Genomic DNA, 17,668 nt, shown 5'->3' with positions numbered 1-17,668 from the left:
TTGGCCATGCGCCTGATCAACCGTCACCCGGATCGCCCGAGTCGCCTGCTGTTGGTGATCCTGCCGTTCGCCCTGGTGCTGTTCGTCTACTTCATGGGCTCGGCCGAGCGACTGGTGGACAACCCCAATGACAAGCTGCTGCCCAGCGCCGTGCAAATGACCGATGCGGTGAAACGCCTGGCGTTCGTGGCCGACACCCGCACCGGCGAATACCTGCTCTGGCAGGACACGGCGTCCAGCCTGCAACGTCTGGCCATCGGCCTGGGGATCAGCGCCTTGGCCGGGCTGTGCCTGGGTATCGCCGCTGGCACCCTGCCGTTGTTCGGCGCGCCGCTATCGCCGTTGTTGACGGTGCTGTCGATGGTGCCACCGCTGGCGATCCTGCCGATCCTGTTCATCGTCTTCGGCCTGGGAGAGCTGTCGAAAGTGATGTTGATCGTGATCGGCATCACACCGGCCCTGGCCCGTGACCTGGAACAGCGTGCTCGGGAAATTCCCGTGGAGTTGCTGATCAAGGCCCAGACCCTCGGTGCCTCGACCTGGACCCTGATGCTGCGGGTGGTGCTGCCACAGCTGCTGCCACGGTTGTTGATTTCGCTGCGGCTGATGCTCGGCTCGGCGTGGCTGTTCCTGATCGCCGCCGAAGCCATCGCCTCTACCGACGGCCTCGGCTACCGGATTTTCCTGGTGCGCCGCTACCTGGCAATGGACGTGATCCTGCCGTATGTGGTGTGGATCACCCTGCTTGCCTGGCTGATGGATTGGGGGCTCAAATACCTGACTCGTCGGGCGTTCCCTTGGTACGAGGGGGCCGCCAAATGAGCTTCATCAGCGTTAAAAACGTCTGGCAACAATACGCCGATCAGGTGGTGCTCGAAGGCTTGAACCTGAACGTCAATGAGGGTGAGTTCTGCACACTCGTCGGCGCTTCCGGTTGCGGTAAATCGACCTTCCTGCGCCTGCTGCTCGGCCAGGAACGCGCCAGTCGCGGCGAGATCCTGCTCGACGGTCTGCCCTTGGCCAGTGAGCCGGACGCCAGTCGTGGCGTGGTGTTCCAGCGCTACTCGGTGTTCCCGCATTTGAGCGTACTGGACAACGTCGCCCTCGGCCTCGAACTGCCCCGCTCACCGTTGCTCGGCCGCCTGTTCGGCAGCGCCAAACGTGAGGCCCGGGAACAGGCTTCGGAGCTGCTGCGCAAAGTCGGCCTCGGTCACTCGCTGGACAAGTACCCCGCGCAGCTTTCCGGCGGCATGCAGCAACGACTGGCCATCGCCCAGGCACTGATCATGAAGCCCCGCGTGCTGTTGCTCGACGAACCGTTCGGTGCCCTCGATCCGGGCATCCGCAAAGACATGCACGCCTTGCTGCTGGAGCTGTGGCGCGAGACCCGACTGACAGTGTTCATGGTCACCCATGACCTGTCCGAAGGTTTCAGCCTCGGTACGCGCCTGCTGGTGTTCGACAAGGTTCGCCTCGACCCGCACGCACCCGGCGCCTATGGCGCACGCATCACCTACGACATCCCTTTGAACAGCGACCGCCGCACCGACCGTGCCGTCGTCGACGCCTTGCCGGTGCAACTGGCGGGCTCACTTCGAACTGCTTGAGAGGAATTTTCCAGTGACCGATTCGACCCAGTTGTTCCCGCCCTTCGCCGAAGAAATGCTCCCCGGCGGCGGCCATCGCTCTTTTGTGCTCAAGCGCGGCCAACTGCTGCGCCTGACCGACCTGCGCGGCGGCGCCAATGTCAGCCTGACGTTGCTCAATGCCAATGAAAAAACCGAACGCCTGAACCTGCCCGACAGCCTCAAATGCCAACACACCGCCAAGCTCACCGCCGGCCATTGCCTGTACTCGGACATGGGCCGCGTACTAGCCGCCATCACCGCCGACACTTGCGGCTGGAGCGACAGCCTGGGCGGCGTGCTCTGCGCTGAAGAAGTCGCAGAAAAGTACGGTGCAGGCCGCTACCAGGAACTGCGCAACGGCTTCTTCCGCAACGGCACCGACAACCTGCTGGTGGAGCTGGGCAAGTGGGGGCTGGGTCTGTCCGACCTGCTGATGACCCTCAACCTGTTCAGCCGCGTGAACGTCGACGACGCCGGGCGCTTCCATTTCGTCGAGGGCAATTCCAAGGCCGGCGACTACATCGAGTTGTACGCGCCGATGGACACCCTGGTGGTGCTCACCGCTCTGCAACACCCGATGGACCCGACGCCGGAATACGCACCGAAACCGCTGAAACTCAGCTGGATGAACGCCGACGCCAGCGTCGCCGAACACTGCCGCACCTCGCGCCCGGAAAACGAGCGCGGCTTCATCAACACCGACCGTTTGTTCGCCTGAGGATCGCTGCCATGTCACTCGCAATCGCCACCGCTCCACAGTCGCCTGAAACCGCGGTCTACCGCGCCACCATCCCCGCCGGCGAACCCTGGCTGATGGAGGTCAAGGCCGGCCAGACCCTGCGCATCCTCGACCTGGAAGGCAATCAGGCGGTCGATACGCTGTTCTACAGCGTCGCCAATCCAAAAGAACGCTACGACGTACAGCGCACCTTGCGCCGGCAGAACAGCGTGTACCTGAGCACCGGCAGCGTGCTGTATTCCAACCTCGGCAAGCCGATGCTGACCATCGTCGCCGACACCTGCGGGCGTCACGACACCCTCGGCGGCGCCTGTGCGCAAGAGAGCAACACCGTGCGCTACGCCCTGGAAAAACGCTACATGCACAGCTGCCGCGACAACTACTTGCGCGCCTGTGTCCACGATGGCCGCCTGGGCAAGAGCGACATCGGGCCGAACATCAATTTCTTCATGAACGTACCGGTCACGGCTGATGGCGGCCTGAGCTTTGAAGACGGGATTTCCGCACCGGGCAAGTACGTCGACCTGCGCGCCGAAATGGACGTGATCGTGCTGATCTCCAACTGCCCTCAATTGAACAACCCGTGCAACGCCTACAACCCCACCCCTGCGGAGCTGCTGGTATGGAACTGAAACTCCGCCGTTTGCGCCGTTGGTTGTTTGCCCTGTGCCAGGCCCGTTCAGGCCAGTGCCTCAAACAGTAAAAGCACCACAAATCCCCATGTGGGAGCGGGCTTGCTCGCGAAAGCGGTGAATCAGACACATCGAAGTCGACTGACACGCCCCCTTCGCGAGCAAGCCCGCTCCCACAGGGGATCAGCAGTGTCTGGAAGAGAACTGATTCTGCCGCCGGGGACGACCCTGGCGCCTGTCGAAAAACTGCGGGACGGCCCGCATCCCAGTCGAGGCTGATGCGCTATCGCCTCCGGGGGTTATGCCATGTTCGAAAAAGTCCTGATTGCCAACCGTGGCGCCATCGTTTGCCGCATCTTGCGTACCTTGCGTGAACTGCAAGTGCAGGGTGTCGCCGTCTACTCCGAGGCCGATGCCGCCAGCCTGCACATCCTGCAAGCCGACGAGGCCCACAGCCTCGGTGAGGGCGCGGCCGCCGGCACTTACCTGGCGGTCGAAAAGATCCTCGCCATCGCCAGAACCAGCGGCGCCACCGCGATCCATCCCGGCTACGGCTTTCTCTCGGAAAACGCCGCGTTCGCCGAAGCCTGCGAAACCGCCGGTATCGCCTTCATCGGCCCGACGCCGGAGCAACTACGGGTGTTCGGCCTCAAGCACACCGCGCGCGCCCTGGCCAAACAACACGGCGTGCCGATGCTCGAAGGCACCGAACTGCTCGACAGCCTCGATGCCGCGCTGCTGGCCGGTGAACAGGTCGGCTATCCGGTGATGCTCAAAAGCACCGCTGGCGGTGGCGGCATCGGCATGCGCGTATGCCGCAGCGCGGCCGAGTTGAGCGAATCCTTCGAAGCCGTCAAACGCCTCGGCCAGAACAACTTCAGCGACGCCGGTGTGTTCATCGAGAAGTACATCCAGCGCGCCCGTCACTTGGAAGTGCAGGTGTTTGGCGACGGTCACGGCGAGGTGATCGCCCTCGGCGTGCGCGATTGCTCGGTGCAGCGCCGCAACCAGAAAGTCCTCGAAGAAACCCCGGCGCCGAACCTGCCCGACGACATGGCCGATGAGTTGTGCGCGGCCGCGATCAAACTGGCCAAAGCGGTGAATTACCGCAGCGCCGGCACTGTGGAGTTCGTTTTCGACAGCGATGCACGGCGTTTCTACTTTCTGGAAGTTAACACTCGCTTGCAGGTGGAACACGGCGTTACGGAGCAGGTATGGGGCGTCGACCTGGTGCGCTGGATGGTGCAACTGGCGGCGGGTGATTTGCCCCCGTTGAGCGGGTTAATCCAAGGCCTGAAGCCTGATGGACATGCGATTCAGGCGCGGTTGTATGCCGAAGATCCCGGGCGTGATTTTCAACCGAGCCCCGGTTTGCTGACTGCCGTGAATTTCCCCACCGCCGACGGCAAACAACTGCGCATCGACACCTGGGTCGAGGCCGGTTGCGAGATCCCGCCCTACTTCGATCCGATGATCGCCAAGGTCATCACCTGGGCACCGACCCGCGAACAAGCCGCCGCTGACTTGCACCAGACCTTGGGCGACAGCCTGCTCTACGGCGTGGAAACCAACCGCGACTACCTGCGGCAGATTCTGCTTGATTCGCCCTTCGCCAGCGGCCAGCCGTGGACCCGTTGCCTGGAAGGCCTGGTCTATCAGGCCAACACGTTCGAGGTGCTCAGCGCTGGCACCCAAACCAGCGTTCAGGACTATCCCGGCCGCCTCGGTTATTGGGCGGTCGGCGTTCCGCCATCGGGGCCGATGGACAGTCGGGCATTGCGCTTGGGCAATCGTTTGCTGGGCAATGACGAAGGCGCGGCGGCGCTGGAAATCACCATGAGTGGACCGTTGCTGCGCTTCAATTGCGAAGCGGTAGTGGCGGTGACCGGAGCGCAAATTCCATTGACGCTGAACGGTGAAGCCGTTGCGATGAACACGACGCTGCTGGTTCCGGCCGGTGCTACGTTGAGCCTCGGCACAATTGCCGGTGCAGGGGCTCGCAGTTATCTGTGCCTGCGCGGCGGTCTGCAAGTGCCGGATTATCTGGGCAGCAAAAGTACCTTCACTCTCGGCCAGTTTGGTGGCCACGGCGGTCGCGCCTTGCGTGCCGGCGACGTGTTGCATGTAGCGGCCTTGAGCGATCGCAGCGCCGGTCAGGTATTGGCTGAAAATCAGCTCAACGAATTGCCCGGCGTACGGCAAATCCGCGTGATCTACGGTCCGCACGGCGCCCCGGAATACTTCACCGAAAACTACATCGACACATTCTTCGCCACGCAGTGGGAAGTGCATTTCAATTCCAGCCGCACGGGCGTCCGGTTGATCGGACCAAAACCGGAATGGGTGCGTGCCGATGGTGGCGAGGCGGGTTTGCATCCGTCGAACATTCACGACAATCCATATGCGATTGGTGCGGTGGATTTCACCGGTGACATGCCGGTCATCCTCGGCCCGGATGGCCCGAGCCTTGGCGGGTTCGTGTGCCCGGTGACCGTGATCGAGGCAGATCTTTGGCAACTGGGGCAGCTCAAGGCTGGGGACAAGGTGCAGTTCTCCCCCATCGAAATCAAGACCGCCCGCACCCTGGCCTTTAAATGGGATCAATCCTGTAGGAGCGAGCTTGCTCGCGATGGTGTGTCAGCCACCCTGATGTCGACTGACACACCTTCGCGAGCAAGCTCGCTCCTACAGGGGGTTGTGTCGCCTGTGGTGTTGGATATCGGCAAGGACGATACGCGGCTGGTCGCAAGACTGTCCGGCGATACACACCTGCTGCTGGAAATCGGCGCCCCGGAACTGGACCTGGTCCTGCGCTTCCGCGCCCACGCCCTGATGCAAGCCCTGGAAAGCAAACACCTGCACGGCGTGATCGACCTGACGCCGGGCATCCGTTCACTACAAGTGCACTACCAGCCCGAACAACTGCCGCTGGCGGATCTGCTCGGCATCGTCGCCGGCGAATGGGACGCCGTGTGCGCCGCCAAAGACCTGCAAGTACCCTCGCGCATCGTCCATCTGCCGCTGTCCTGGGATGACCCTGCGTGCCAGTTGGCCATCGAGAAATACATGACCACGGTGCGCAAGGACGCGCCGTGGTGCCCGAGCAACCTGGAGTTCATCCGTCGCATCAACGACCTGCCGAACCTCGATGAAGTACAACGCACGGTGTTCAATGCCAGTTACCTGGTGATGGGCCTCGGTGACGTTTACCTCGGCGCACCGGTCGCCACCCCGCTCGACCCGCGCCATCGACTGGTGACTACCAAGTACAACCCGGCGCGCACCTGGACCGCCGAGAACTCGGTGGGCATTGGTGGCGCCTACATGTGCGTCTACGGCATGGAAGGCCCCGGCGGTTATCAGTTTGTCGGGCGCACGTTGCAGATGTGGAACCGCTACCGCGAAGTCGCCGCGTTCGATGGCAAACCGTGGTTGTTGCGGTTTTTCGACCAAATCCGTTTTTACCCGGTCAGCGCCGATGAACTGCTGCGCATACGCCGGGATTTCCCCCTTGGACGCTTCGACCTGAACATCGAGCACGGTCAGTTGAAACTTGCGGATTACCAGGCGTTTCTGGCTCAAGAAGCCGAGACCATTGCCGCGTTTCGCGATCAGCAAAAAGCCGCGTTCAACGCCGAACGCGAACGCTGGATCGCCAGTGGCCAGGCGCATTTCGACAGTGAAGAACTGGCCCCGGAGGCCACCGAAGAGGCACCGCTGGCCAGCGCTCAACAGAGCGTCGACAGCCACATCGCCGGCAACCTCTGGCAGGTTCAGGTCGAGATCGGCAGCTGCGTCGAGGCCGGTGACGTGCTGGTGATTCTGGAGTCGATGAAGATGGAAATCCCCCTGCTCGCACCAATGGCCGGCGTGGTGCGCGAGATTCGCGTGCAACCGGGGTCGGCGGTGCGCGCCGGGCAGCGCGTTGTAGTGCTGGAACTCGAGTGAACCCATTTTGCCAAGGACTCAAGCCATGAATATCAATCTGCAATTCGACGCCCTGCGCAGCGCTTATCGCAACGGCAGTCTCACTCCCCGGCAATTGCTGCTGAACCTGCGGGACAAAGCCGCGGCACTGAATCCGGACTATCACCTGTTCATCCATTTGCTCAGCGTCGAAGAGCTGGAACCGTACCTCGCCGCGCTCGACGGTCGCGATATCGACAGCCTGCCGCTGTATGGCGTGCCCTTCGCAATCAAGGACAATATTGACCTGGCCGGTATCCCGACCACCGCGGCCTGCCCGGCGTTCGCCTACGTGCCCGAGCGTTCGGCAACCATCGTCGAGCAACTGCTGGCGCTGGGGGCTATTCCTCTGGGCAAGACCAATCTCGACCAGTTCGCCACCGGTCTCAATGGCAGTCGCTCGCCATATGGCGCGTGCCCCAATAGCGTGTTGCCGGAGTATCCGTCAGGCGGTTCCAGCGCCGGTTCTTCGCTGGCAGTGGCGCTCGGGGTCGCGAGCTTTTCGTTGGGCACCGACACCGCCGGCTCCGGGCGTGTACCGGCGGCGTTGAACAACCTGGTCGGCATGAAGGCCACCAAGGGCCTGATCTCGACGGCCGGCGTCGTACCGGCCTGTCGTACGCTCGATTGCGTCACCACATTTACCGCCACCGCACGGGAGGCCAGTCAGTTGCTGGCACTCACCGCACGCCTCGACCCGCGGGACGAATACAGCCGCAGCAACCCGTTGTGGAACGACGGCTCGGCGTTCGGCACCCCGCGCCCGTTCCGTTTCGGCGTACCCCGTGCACAGGACCTGCAATTCTTCGGCTGCCCTGAAGGCCCGCTGTTGTTCGGTGATGCCATCGACCGCCTCAGGGCCTTGGGCGGGGAAGCGGTGGAACTGGACCTGTCGCCGTTCCTGGAGGCCGCACGTTTGCTCTATGAAGGCCCGTGGGTAGCCGAGCGCTACAGCGTGGCCGGTGAGTTGATGGCGCAAAACCCCGAGGCCGTGTTGCCAGTGATTCGCGCCGTATTAGCCAAGGCGCCTAGTGTCGATGGTGTGCAAACCTTCCGCGCCCAATACCGGCTGCAAGCGCTCAAAGCCTTGTGCGACACAGCGCTGGAAGGCCTTGACTGCGTCGTCACGCCGACCATCGGCCGCCCGGTCAGGCTGGCGGAGCTCGAGGCCGAACCGGTGCTGCGCAATTCGGAACTGGGCTACTACACCAACTTCATGAACCTGCTCGATTTCGCCGCCGTTGCCGTACCCAGCGCGTTCATGGACAACGGCCTGCCATGGGGTGTGACGCTGTTTGGGCGGGCCTTTACCGATCAGTATCTGTTGAGCGTGGCGGATGCCTTGCAGCGCCAGCAAGGCCTGGCCGCACCTGCTCCGGTGACGGTTGCACGCCATGATCGGGCGCGACTGGTGGTCTGTGGTGCGCACCTGGACGGGTTGACGCTGAACTGGCAGCTCAAGCAGCGCGGTGCCCGGTTGGTGGAAACGACATTCAGCTCGCCGGATTATCAACTCTATGCCCTGGCCGGTGGCCCGCCGTTTCGTCCGGGCATGGTCCGCGTGAAGGATGGCGGCGTGGCGATTGCAGTGGAAGTCTGGGAGTTGCCAAGCCGAGAACTGGGTTCGTTCCTGACCGGGATTCCGGCGCCGCTGGGGTTGGGCAAAGTGCAACTGGCGGATGGGCGCTGGGAGAGCGGGTTTATCTGCGAGGCGTATGGGCTGGAGGGCGCGGTGAACATCAGTCATTTGGGTGGGTGGCGGGTCTACCTGAAAAGTCTGCGTTGATCTCTCGATTCGCGGGCAAGCCCGCTCCCACAAGGACCGCGCTGTACCTGTGGGAGCGGGCTTGCCCGCGAAGGCGTCGGCTCAGGCACCACAGCCCTTGATGCTTGCCGGTTCATTCTGCAAATGCCGCAGTTTTTCCCCCGCAGTGCCATTAGAATGCCTGCCATCGGACCACTGCCAACGGAACTGCCATGCCGCTTCGCTCGCCGCTGTATTCTCAACGTTCCTTGGTCCTCACGCTGGTCGCATTGCTGGGTGCAGGCTTTCTCGCTACTTCCTTTCTCAGTTACTACGCCTCCCGGGCGTCGATCCGCGACAACATCGTCAACACCGAGCTGCCGCTGACGTCGGACACGGTCTATTCGGAAATCCAGAAAGACCTGGTCAGGCCGATCCTGATTTCCTCGATGATGGCCCGCGACACCTTCATGCGCGACTGGGTGGTCAACGGTGAAAAAGATTCCGACCAGATGACCCGTTACCTCAACGAGGTCATGACCCACTATGGCGCCTACACCGCGTTCTTCGTCTCCAACACCAGCCTGACCTACTACCACGCCAAGGGTGTGCTCAAACAGGTCAAGGCCACCGAACCCCGCGATGCCTGGTACTTTCGCGTGCGGGACATGAAGGATCCTTACGAGATCAACGTCGACCCGGACCTCGCCAACAAGGACGACCTGACCTTCTTCATCAACTACAAGGTCTACGACTACAACGACCGATTCATCGGTGCGGCCGGGGTTGGCCTGACCGTCGACGCCGTGATCAAGCTGATCGACAAGTACCAACAGCGTTATCAGCGCAGTGTGTATTTCGTCGACAACTCCGGGCGCCTGGTGCTCACCGGCGCTGAAGGGGGTCCGCAGGGTGCACGCATCGGGCAGAAACTCGGCGAACTCGACAGCATGAAAGACCTGGTCAGTCGACTGCCTCAACCCCACAGCGGCAGCTACGAATACTCCGTGCAGGGCCAGGGACATTTCCTCAACGTGCGGTTTATCCCGGAGCTGAACTGGTACCTGTTCGTCAATAAACGCGAAGACAGCGCCCTGGGTGAAATCCGCCAGTCGCTGTACCTCAACCTGCTGATCTGCCTGTTGGTCACACTGACCGTACTGGCCCTGCTCAACCGGGTGATCAAGCGCTATCAGGACAAGATCCAGGCCCAGGCCATCCTCGACAGTCTGACCGAACTGCCCAACCGTCGCGGCTTCGACCTGCTGGCCGCGCAGGCCATGCACGAAGCCCGGCGCGAGCCCAAACCACTGACCGCTTTGCTGCTGGACCTTGACCACTTCAAGGCGTTGAACGACACCTACGGCCACCTGGCCGGCGATCAGGTACTGATCGGTTTCGCACGGGATCTGGAAAGTTGCCTGCGGCACTCCGACATCGTCTGCCGCTGGGGCGGTGAAGAATTCATCGTGCTGCTCAAGGACACCGACGGTAAGACCGGTCTGATGATTGCCGAGAAAATTCGCCAGCATGTGGAACAGCAGCGCTATGCCTACAACGACAAAGCCTTGCAACTGACCGTGAGCATCGGCCTCACCACCCTGCAGCCCGATGACACCTTGCACAGCCTGCTGTCACGGGCGGATCATGCGATGTACCGGGCCAAGCAAACCGGCCGTAACCGAACCTGCGTGGAAAAATCTCACTCCAGTTATGAACCAGTCTGACCTCTGCCCCGCCTGCGGCGCCCCCAACGACTGCACCCTGGCCGACCCGCGAACCGCCGACCGCGCCTGCTGGTGCTACGGCGTCAGCATCGACCCGGCGGTGCTCCAGGCGCTGCCGGCCGAACTGCGCAATGCCTCCTGCCTGTGTCCGCGTTGCGCCGAAGTCGAGGCGCAGTTGCGAGCAGCGCCCGAGTCGATCCAGTAAGATGCGCGCCCCTTACTTCCCTGATCCTTAGTCATGCGTGTCGACCGATTCCTCAGCAACCTGCCGTGCTTCAACCGTAAACAGGTGCGCTTGTTGCTGGTGGAAAAGCGCGTCAGGGTTGACGGAAAAGTCGTCAGTGACCCGCACAGTGAAGTCCGCGAATTCAGCCGCGTCGAAGTCGACAACGATGTTCTGCAAGTGGGCAAACCATTGCGCCACTTCATGCTGCACAAGCCCGCCGGATGCGTCAGCGCCACTCGGGATCCACAGCACCCGACCGTGCTCGATTTGATCCATGAACCGGACAAGGACGAACTGCACATCGCCGGACGCCTGGACTTCAATACCACCGGCCTGATGCTGATCACCAATGACGGTAGCTGGTCGCGGCGCCTGACCCAACCGCAGACCAAACTGCCCAAGGTCTATTACGTCGAAACCGAACAGGAAATCGGCCCCGAATACGCCATCAAGTTCAGCGAAGGGCTGTACTTCGCCTTCGAAGACCTCACCACGCAACCCGCCGGGCTGGAACTGCTCGGGCCGAAATGCGCGCGCCTGAGCATCGTCGAAGGCCGCTATCACCAGGTCAAGCGCATGTTCGGCCACTTCAACAACAAAGTGATGCGCCTGCACCGCGAATGCATGGGCCCGCTGGTGCTCGACGACGCGTTGAAACCGGGCGAATACCGCCCACTGAGCGACGAAGAGATCGGCTTGATCTAAGCGCACGACCGCTCAGCAGAAAGTTGTCGAACAATTTACCAGCGGCACTTGCGCAATGATGTGACCCCTGCTTGAATCAGGACGTCGGCCGAAATGTGACCGACGAGTCACCCCATACTTCTAAGAAACTTTTTGCCGGTAGGAACCCTTGGGTTCCGGCCTCATCCGGCAGACTGCCCGCCAATAACAATACCCGTCGACCGGACTGCAATGGATCGACATGGGCCTCTCAAATTCCAGGCGTATGCCTACCTGTCACAAAGCTCGTGCAATCTCCATTTGCGCGCATACTCGCTTGCCAGGAGTCTTATGACATGAGGCCAGAAATCGCTGTGCTGGATATACAGGGTCAGTATCGGGTTTACACGGAGTTCTATCGCGCAGACGCCGCAGAGAAGACCATTATCTTGGTCAACGGCTCGATGGCCACGACTGCGTCGTTTGCACAAACCGTGAAAAACCTCCATCCGCAGTTCAACGTCGTCTGCTACGACCAGCCCTACGCGGGTCGGTCAAAAGCCCACAACCTGCATGAAAAAATGCTCACCAAGGAAATCGAAGGACAGATCCTGCTTGAGCTGATCGACCACTTCGCCGCCGAACACGTGCTGTCGTTCTCCTGGGGCGGTGCGGCGACCATGATGGCGTTGTCGCAACGGCCACGGCGCATCGAAAAAGCCGTGATCAGCTCGTTCTCCCCGGTGATCAACGCGCACATGCTCGACTACCTCGAACGCGGCGTCGAACACCTCGGCAACCTGGACCGCGACCGGGTCGGGCACCTGGTGAACGACACCATCGGCAAACACCTGCCGTCGCTGTTCAAGCGCTTCAACTATCGCCACGTCAGCTCCCTGGCCGAACATGAGTACGGGCAGATGCACTTCCACATCAACGACGTGTTGCACAGCGATCGCCAGTGCTACCTGCATGCGGCGAAGAAAATCGACGTGCCGGTGCTGTTCATGAACGGCGAATGGGACGAGTACACCGCCGCCGAAGACGCCCGGTTGTTCGCCGGCCACGTGCAACACAGCACCTTCAGCACCCTCCAGGCCACCGGCCACTTTCTCGACATGGAACACAAAGCCGCCTGCCGAGACAGCCGCAACGCACTGATGGGGTTCCTGAAACCTTCGCAACACGAAAGCCGACCGCGTTACCACTACGTCCAGGACCACCATGCATTGGCAAGCTGAAGTAGCGTCATCGCGAGCAAGCCCCGCCCTGCTGCGTTAAACGTATTCTGCAGGCGCGAGGCTTGCCCGCGATCGACCGTCATGCGGTCTGTGCCTTGTTTCACCTGCGCTAAAGCCATCTCGCGCAAAGAAAAACTTCATTTCCATGCGCACATCTGGTACAAAGTCACCGCTCTGAGCGGGTGTCGTATAATGGCATTACTCCAGCTTCCCAAGCTGATAACGAGGGTTCGATTCCCTTCACCCGCTCCAATCAATTTAAGTCTCACGTCAAAGTGGTTTTGACGGGGGATGCAGAGTCAGAAAAAACCGGTCCAAGTGGCCGGTTTTTTTATGGGCGGGATTTGGGTTAGCGTCTCCAAACCCTGAAAATTAGCGTTTTCGCGCAAAATCCAGGTTTTGTTAACGTTTTACTTGTCCCGATAAAGGATTTCCTCCACGACATCAGAGATTGCAACTCTCCAAAACTCAGACTAACATCTCCCAAAACGGGAGGACGTGCAGTGCGTGTGATTGCAAAAGGGACATTGCGGGAGTTCTGGGAAAGTAGCCCGGCTTATGCTGACTCCGAAACACCACTGGTTGAATGGTATCGGCACATGGAAAAAGCTGTTTATGGCACGCCGCAAGAGGTTAAAGCGGAGCTGAGAACGGCCAGCATCCTCAAGGGTGGCAGGGTTGTATTCAACATCGGTGGCAACAAATACCGGGTGATCATGGCAATCGACTATCAGCGCCAGCTCGGTTTCATACGATTCGTTGGCACCCACGCCCAGTACGATCAGATCAACGCGGAGACCGTGTGATGGACATTAAACCTATTCGCAACCAAGAAGACCTGACTGCTGCATTTGCACGCGTGGAACAATTGTGGGGAGCTGAAATTGGTTCACCTGAGGGTGATGAGCTGGAAATTCTGGCGCTGCTCATCGAAAAGTACGAAGACGAGCATTACCCAATGCCTCCGTCCGATCCGATTGAGGCCATTAAATTTCGCATGGATCAGCAAGGCCTGACCCCTCGTGACCTGGAACCCTTTATCGGCACAAGCGGACGGGTATCCGAGGTGCTGAACCGCAAACGCAAATTGAGCCTGTCAATGATTAAGCGTCTGCACGATGGGTTGCGAATTCCTTACGAAAGCTTGCTCGCGGGTGTTGCCTGATAGCGTAGACCCCTCCCCCAATTCCAACCTCAGCACAGGTTGTCTGACGGGAGATGCAGAGTAAGAAAAAACCGGTCCATGTGGCCGGTTTTTTGTGCGCGACATTTGTACCGCGCGTTCACGGCAAAACCTCGAAATACACAAAACAGGTAATGACAGGCTTACCCAAAGCCTTTGCCACAGCGCCCTCCTAGACTCAAAGCCTATCGCTTTCCCGCCTAACCCAGGAAGGTTTGGTAGGTATAGTGTTGATAACAGAATTCCAGTAGGTATAGTACCCACAAGCACACCACAGGGAGGTGATGTGAATAGCCGATTTTTGATAAGCCAAATCGTTGCGGACGGCTGGTATCTGGTACGAATCAGAGGCAGCCACCATCACTTCAAGCATCCGACCAAGCCGGGGCTGGTGACGGTCCCTCATCCGAAGAAAGATCTGCTCAAGAAAACGGCCATCAGTATTTTGCAACAGGCGCTGCTCTAAGGAGCCCGACGCGCCAGGTCCGCGGAGGACAATGAACATGCTGTACCCAATCGCTATTTCAATGGGCGACGAACAACACGCTTGGGGCGTGGAAGTCCCCGACATTCCGGGGTGCTTTTCCGCTGGGGAAGACCTGGATGACGCGATGGCCATGGCACGGGAAGCCATTGAAGGCCACTTCGAAATTCTGGCTGAAGATGGTTCGCCCATTCCCCCTGCCAACAAAGTGACCCTGCACGCAGCCAATCCAAAATACGCCGGGTGTGCATGGGCGCTGGTGGACATCGACGTCACCAAATATCTGGGCAAGGCCCAAAAACTGAACATCACTTTACCGGGCTACCTGCTCAACCGGATTGATGAGTACGTACTGCATCACCCGGAAGAGAAAAGCCGTTCGGGTTTTCTGGCCTCGGCAGCGCTCAAGGTGTTGCAACAGAGCTGAAAACCTTGCTTTTGACATGAATAAACCGGTCCCAAGTGGCCGGTTTTTTTGTGGGCGGGATTGGGCGAAGTACCTGCCAAAGTCAGAGTGAAAGCCCGATTTTAAAAGGCATGCAGGAGATCAACGCCAGAAAAAGCAACGTCCTACACGACACTGGGAATTGTCCGTACACTTGCGCATTGCTGTGCCTTTGTCATGAGACCTATAGTCCGAGCACGCCCAAATGGCGTATCGGGTTTGGCGACTCGATGCCTTGGTACAGAAGCCTCCGAGTAGCTCTCGGAGCGCTTTTGAACGCACTTGGCTGCCTGCTTTTTTGGTGGCTGTGCGTGGGAGATCCCAGGATCTGCCGGTTTACCATGGCCCGGTTCGCCAACCCGCGTACAGCTACCACCCTATTGTTTGGCGACGATTGAGTGGTAGGTCATCTACTCTCCATGGAAACCACTCATGAACGAATACATGGCTTTAACCAGCAACGCCGACGATCTACCCTCCTTTTACGTCAACACCAAACAACCGTTGCATTCACTGCTCAGCAGCGCCCGTTACCGAATCGGTGCCGTGACGCAGGTTCTCGAAAACCTCGCGATGCGAGGTGAAATCAGCACTGACTCCGTGATCCTCAGCGACTTCGCATTATTGTGCTGCATCCCCTTGCGCGATGGTTGCGATGTACTGGATGTCATCGCTCGACGCATGGATGCAGAACCGTCCTGACGTACATCCGACACACGTTCAAATCGCAGGGGCGAAGTGTCATTGTGGCGAGGGAGCTTGCTCCCGCTGGGCCGCGAAGCGGCCCCTAAAAAGGACTGCTACGCAGTCCAACGGGAGCAAGCTCCCTCGCCACAGGGTCGGTGTCAGCCCCGACTGACCGGCATTGCCCGGCCGGCTAGCATTTTCCCCAACTCCAACCACCCTCTCCACTGCGCGACCATCAGCGAACACGCGTCATGATTTTTCGAAAGAACGCATACGGAACACTTCCGATGCTGCCAATGAATGATTTCAACAGAGCAACTCGAAAATGACCCAAAACATCTACGACGATCCCGGTTTCTTCCGGGGCTACAGCCAGATGGCCCGTTCGATTGGAGGTCTTGATGCCGCGCCGGAATGGCCTGCGCTGAAGGCCATGCTGCCGCCGATGCAAGGCTTGAAGGTGGTGGACCTCGGTTGCGGCTACGGCTGGTTCTGCCGTTGGGCCAGTGAGCAAGGCGCTGACAGCGTGCTCGGGCTCGACGTTTCGGAAAAAATGCTGGAGCAGGCACGCAAAACCACCTCCGCATCGAACATCCGTTATGAGCGCGCCGACCTGGAAGCCCTGGATCTGCCGGGCGGCGGTTTCGATCTGGCCTACAGCTCCTTGGCGCTGCATTACATCAAGGACTTGCCAGGGTTGTTCGCCAATGTCCATGCGGCGCTAAAACCCGGCGCGCATTTCGTGTTTTCCATCGAACATCCGATCTTCATGGCACCGCGTAACCCTGGCTGGATCATTGATGCCGAGGGCCGCAAGAGTTGGCCGGTGGACGCTTATCAGAATGAAGGCGAGCGCGTGACCAATTGGCTGGCCGACGGTGTGATCAAGCAGCATCGCACCATTGGCACGTTGCTCAACATGCTGATTGCGGTGGGTTTCAGCATCCGCCATGTCAATGAATGGGGGCCGAGCAATACCGAGGTGGCGGCACAACCGGCGCTTGCCGAAGAGCGCGAGCGGCCGATGATGATGTTGGTCGGCGTTCAGCGCTGAGCCACGCTCGTATCTTTTGCGTATAGATCCCGGCACGCAAATAAAGAAACCGTAGAGCTGCGTTGAGCGAGACAGTTGATCCCTTATTCTCCCGGCTCACCCTTCGGCCCCGAGATCAACATGCACAATTCAGAGTTGGGAATCATGATCATTTCAATGATCGGGTTGTTCGGCTTTGCCTCGTTTGCTTTTGAATACCTGAGTGCCCGGCGCTCGAAAAAAAACAAGCCGCAGTGATTTTTCCAAGCGGTAAAAAAGGGACAGGTGACGCTCATCAACTGTCCCTTTTTCGCATCAGCGAGTTGCGACGATAAACAACCGTGGAAACGGCAGCAGCACTGACCCATCGGCCAAGGCCGTATACGCCCGCTCGATAGCAGTCTGATATTGCTTCAGATACTGCGCCCGTTCCGCCTCGTCCAGCGGATCGAGAAACGGCCGCAAGCCACTGCCCTTGAACCACTCCACCACGCCAGACGCGCCACCCGCCAGCGGATGGTGGTAAGTGGTGCGCCACACATCGACGCGAGTGCAACAGGCTTTCAATATCGAATAGTAGCCACTGGCATCGGCCATTTCCGTCCGTTGCCCAGCGGCGCCCGCCAGTTTGCTGACCCATGGGCCATCAGCGGCGACTTCACGCATCAAACGATGCGAGTGTTCATTCAGGTTGTCAGGCATCTGGACGGCCAGGCTGCCACCCGCCGAGAGTTTGCTAACCAATGAAGGCAACAACGTCGCGTGATCAGGCACCCACTGCAACACCGCGTTAGCAAAAATCACGTCGAACGGGCCGTTGTCATTCCAGGTGTCGATGTCGGCAACATCGAACTGCACCTGAGGCAGGCGTTTGCGTGCGGCATCGATCATGTCGGTCGAACTGTCCAGCCCACGCACCGTTGCGTTGGCAAAACGCTCCACCAGCAACTCGGTGGAGTTACCGGGACCACAACCGATATCGATGGCCGAGCGCACGTCCCCAGCGGGGATAGCCGCCAACAGGTCACGGGCGGGACGGGTGCGTTCATCTTCAAAAGCGACGTACTGTTTGGCGGACCAACTCATTGCGTTCTCCTGTCGGTGTGTTGTTCTGGCCGAAGCCGACAATCGGGTAGCTACATTACATCGCCTGACAGGTTCCGCTCTATTCCACTTTTGGTAAGAGTCATCGCTAAGCGTTTCAGAAAAAAACCGGCGTGATTAGCTAATGCCAGTCAGTTAAGCGCTAATTCGATCTGTAGCAGCAGCC

General features: G+C 59.9%; 18 protein-coding genes and 1 tRNA gene. 17 read left to right on the top strand and 2 right to left on the bottom strand.

Translation table 11 applies throughout. The features are described 5' to 3' along the window. Positions 1–6 precede the first annotated feature (6 nt). From PMI28_RS20075 to PMI28_RS20150, 17 genes are all read left to right on the top strand, one after another. Positions 7–822, top strand: a complete 816-nt coding sequence (locus PMI28_RS20075; protein ID WP_007984710.1) for an ABC transporter permease — start codon at positions 7–9, stop codon at positions 820–822. Next, entirely contained in the window at positions 819–1,607 is a 789-nt protein-coding gene (locus PMI28_RS20080; protein WP_007984708.1) for an ABC transporter ATP-binding protein, read from the top strand. The genes PMI28_RS20075 and PMI28_RS20080 overlap by 4 nt, the downstream gene beginning before the upstream one ends. A 13-nt stretch (positions 1,608–1,620) precedes the next feature. Then, positions 1,621–2,346, top strand: coding sequence for an urea amidolyase associated protein UAAP1 (locus tag PMI28_RS20085; RefSeq protein WP_007984706.1), 726 nt, complete (start codon positions 1,621–1,623; stop codon positions 2,344–2,346). Positions 2,347–2,357: 11 nt separating this feature from the next. Further along, on the top strand, positions 2,358–2,999 hold the full coding sequence (locus PMI28_RS20090) for an urea amidolyase associated protein UAAP2 (protein ID WP_007984704.1): 642 nt from the start codon (positions 2,358–2,360) through the stop codon (positions 2,997–2,999). Between the two features lie 306 nt (positions 3,000–3,305). Further along, entirely contained in the window at positions 3,306–6,947 is a 3,642-nt protein-coding gene (gene uca / locus PMI28_RS20095) for an urea carboxylase (RefSeq protein ID WP_007984703.1), read from the top strand. A gap of 25 nt (positions 6,948–6,972) precedes the next feature. Continuing rightward, a complete protein-coding gene (atzF, locus tag PMI28_RS20100) occupies positions 6,973–8,751 on the top strand; it encodes an allophanate hydrolase (protein WP_007984702.1) in 1,779 nt (592 codons plus the stop codon). A 191-nt stretch (positions 8,752–8,942) separates the two neighbouring features. Next, on the top strand, positions 8,943–10,436 hold the full coding sequence (locus tag PMI28_RS20105) for a sensor domain-containing diguanylate cyclase (RefSeq protein WP_007984700.1): 1,494 nt from the start codon (positions 8,943–8,945) through the stop codon (positions 10,434–10,436). Then, the gene (locus PMI28_RS20110; RefSeq protein ID WP_007984698.1) at positions 10,423–10,641 is read left to right on the top strand and encodes a cysteine-rich CWC family protein; all 219 of its coding nucleotides are present in this window, start codon (positions 10,423–10,425) and stop codon (positions 10,639–10,641) included. Before PMI28_RS20105 ends, PMI28_RS20110 begins: the two co-directional genes overlap by 14 nt. Before the next feature lie 33 nt (positions 10,642–10,674). Next, on the top strand, positions 10,675–11,367 hold the full coding sequence (locus tag PMI28_RS20115) for a pseudouridine synthase (protein ID WP_007984696.1): 693 nt from the start codon (positions 10,675–10,677) through the stop codon (positions 11,365–11,367). Between the two features lie 314 nt (positions 11,368–11,681). Further along, positions 11,682–12,566, top strand: a complete 885-nt coding sequence (locus tag PMI28_RS20120) for an alpha/beta fold hydrolase (RefSeq protein WP_007984693.1) — start codon at positions 11,682–11,684, stop codon at positions 12,564–12,566. A gap of 178 nt (positions 12,567–12,744) precedes the next feature. Next, a tRNA-Gly gene (locus tag PMI28_RS0128390) sits at positions 12,745–12,818 on the top strand. 251 nt (positions 12,819–13,069) lie between these two features. Next, positions 13,070–13,372 carry a type II toxin-antitoxin system HigB family toxin gene (locus PMI28_RS20125; RefSeq protein WP_007984692.1) on the top strand — a complete coding sequence of 101 codons (303 nt, stop codon included), beginning with the start codon at positions 13,070–13,072 and terminating at the stop codon, positions 13,370–13,372. Beyond that, a complete protein-coding gene (locus PMI28_RS20130) occupies positions 13,372–13,731 on the top strand; it encodes a helix-turn-helix domain-containing protein (protein WP_007984691.1) in 360 nt (119 codons plus the stop codon). Before PMI28_RS20125 ends, PMI28_RS20130 begins: the two co-directional genes overlap by 1 nt. A gap of 304 nt (positions 13,732–14,035) precedes the next feature. Continuing rightward, positions 14,036–14,215: a type II toxin-antitoxin system HicA family toxin gene (locus tag PMI28_RS20135; RefSeq protein ID WP_007984690.1), complete on the top strand. Its 180-nt coding sequence runs from the start codon at positions 14,036–14,038 to the stop codon at positions 14,213–14,215. Positions 14,216–14,252: 37 nt separating this feature from the next. Further along, the gene (locus tag PMI28_RS20140; protein ID WP_007984688.1) at positions 14,253–14,660 is read left to right on the top strand and encodes a type II toxin-antitoxin system HicB family antitoxin; all 408 of its coding nucleotides are present in this window, start codon (positions 14,253–14,255) and stop codon (positions 14,658–14,660) included. Between the two features lie 450 nt (positions 14,661–15,110). Beyond that, positions 15,111–15,380 carry a hypothetical protein gene (locus tag PMI28_RS20145; RefSeq protein ID WP_007984686.1) on the top strand — a complete coding sequence of 90 codons (270 nt, stop codon included), beginning with the start codon at positions 15,111–15,113 and terminating at the stop codon, positions 15,378–15,380. Between the two features lie 310 nt (positions 15,381–15,690). After that, entirely contained in the window at positions 15,691–16,419 is a 729-nt protein-coding gene (locus tag PMI28_RS20150; protein ID WP_007984684.1) for a class I SAM-dependent methyltransferase, read from the top strand. An 83-nt stretch (positions 16,420–16,502) separates the two neighbouring features. Here the strand turns inward: PMI28_RS20150 and PMI28_RS30490 are convergent, their stop codons facing one another. Both PMI28_RS30490 and tam read right to left on the bottom strand, forming a co-directional pair. Beyond that, entirely contained in the window at positions 16,503–16,694 is a 192-nt protein-coding gene (locus PMI28_RS30490) for a hypothetical protein (protein ID WP_007984682.1), read from the bottom strand. Positions 16,695–16,713: 19 nt separating this feature from the next. After that, positions 16,714–17,484 (bottom strand): trans-aconitate 2-methyltransferase, encoded by a 771-nt coding sequence (gene tam, locus PMI28_RS20155; RefSeq protein WP_007984681.1) that lies wholly within the window; start codon positions 17,482–17,484, stop codon positions 16,714–16,716. Positions 17,485–17,668 lie beyond the last annotated feature (184 nt).

It is taken from the genome of Pseudomonas sp. GM48 (genome assembly GCF_000282335.1).
Classification (GTDB): domain Bacteria; phylum Pseudomonadota; class Gammaproteobacteria; order Pseudomonadales; family Pseudomonadaceae; genus Aquipseudomonas.
This window is presented reverse-complemented; position numbering and strand designations above follow the sequence as displayed.

Excerpts from the sequence above, each read along its gene's own strand:
- PMI28_RS20075 (WP_007984710.1), top strand. The coding sequence starts at position 7 with ATGCGCCTGATCAACCGTCACCCGGATCGCCCGAGTCGCCTGCTGTTG.
- PMI28_RS20080 (WP_007984708.1), top strand. The coding sequence starts at position 819 with ATGAGCTTCATCAGCGTTAAAAACGTCTGGCAACAATACGCCGATCAG.
- PMI28_RS20090 (WP_007984704.1), top strand. The coding sequence starts at position 2,358 with ATGTCACTCGCAATCGCCACCGCTCCACAGTCGCCTGAAACCGCGGTC.
- uca (WP_007984703.1), top strand. The coding sequence starts at position 3,306 with ATGTTCGAAAAAGTCCTGATTGCCAACCGTGGCGCCATCGTTTGCCGC.
- atzF (WP_007984702.1), top strand. The coding sequence starts at position 6,973 with ATGAATATCAATCTGCAATTCGACGCCCTGCGCAGCGCTTATCGCAAC.
- PMI28_RS20105 (WP_007984700.1), top strand. The coding sequence starts at position 8,943 with ATGCCGCTTCGCTCGCCGCTGTATTCTCAACGTTCCTTGGTCCTCACG.
- PMI28_RS20110 (WP_007984698.1), top strand. The coding sequence starts at position 10,423 with ATGAACCAGTCTGACCTCTGCCCCGCCTGCGGCGCCCCCAACGACTGC.
- PMI28_RS20115 (WP_007984696.1), top strand. The coding sequence starts at position 10,675 with ATGCGTGTCGACCGATTCCTCAGCAACCTGCCGTGCTTCAACCGTAAA.
- PMI28_RS20120 (WP_007984693.1), top strand. The coding sequence starts at position 11,682 with ATGAGGCCAGAAATCGCTGTGCTGGATATACAGGGTCAGTATCGGGTT.
- PMI28_RS20130 (WP_007984691.1), top strand. The coding sequence starts at position 13,372 with ATGGACATTAAACCTATTCGCAACCAAGAAGACCTGACTGCTGCATTT.
- PMI28_RS20140 (WP_007984688.1), top strand. The coding sequence starts at position 14,253 with ATGCTGTACCCAATCGCTATTTCAATGGGCGACGAACAACACGCTTGG.
- PMI28_RS20145 (WP_007984686.1), top strand. The coding sequence starts at position 15,111 with ATGAACGAATACATGGCTTTAACCAGCAACGCCGACGATCTACCCTCC.
- PMI28_RS20150 (WP_007984684.1), top strand. The coding sequence starts at position 15,691 with ATGACCCAAAACATCTACGACGATCCCGGTTTCTTCCGGGGCTACAGC.
- PMI28_RS30490 (WP_007984682.1), bottom strand. The coding sequence starts at position 16,694 with ATGAGCGTCACCTGTCCCTTTTTTACCGCTTGGAAAAATCACTGCGGC.
- tam (WP_007984681.1), bottom strand. The coding sequence starts at position 17,484 with ATGAGTTGGTCCGCCAAACAGTACGTCGCTTTTGAAGATGAACGCACC.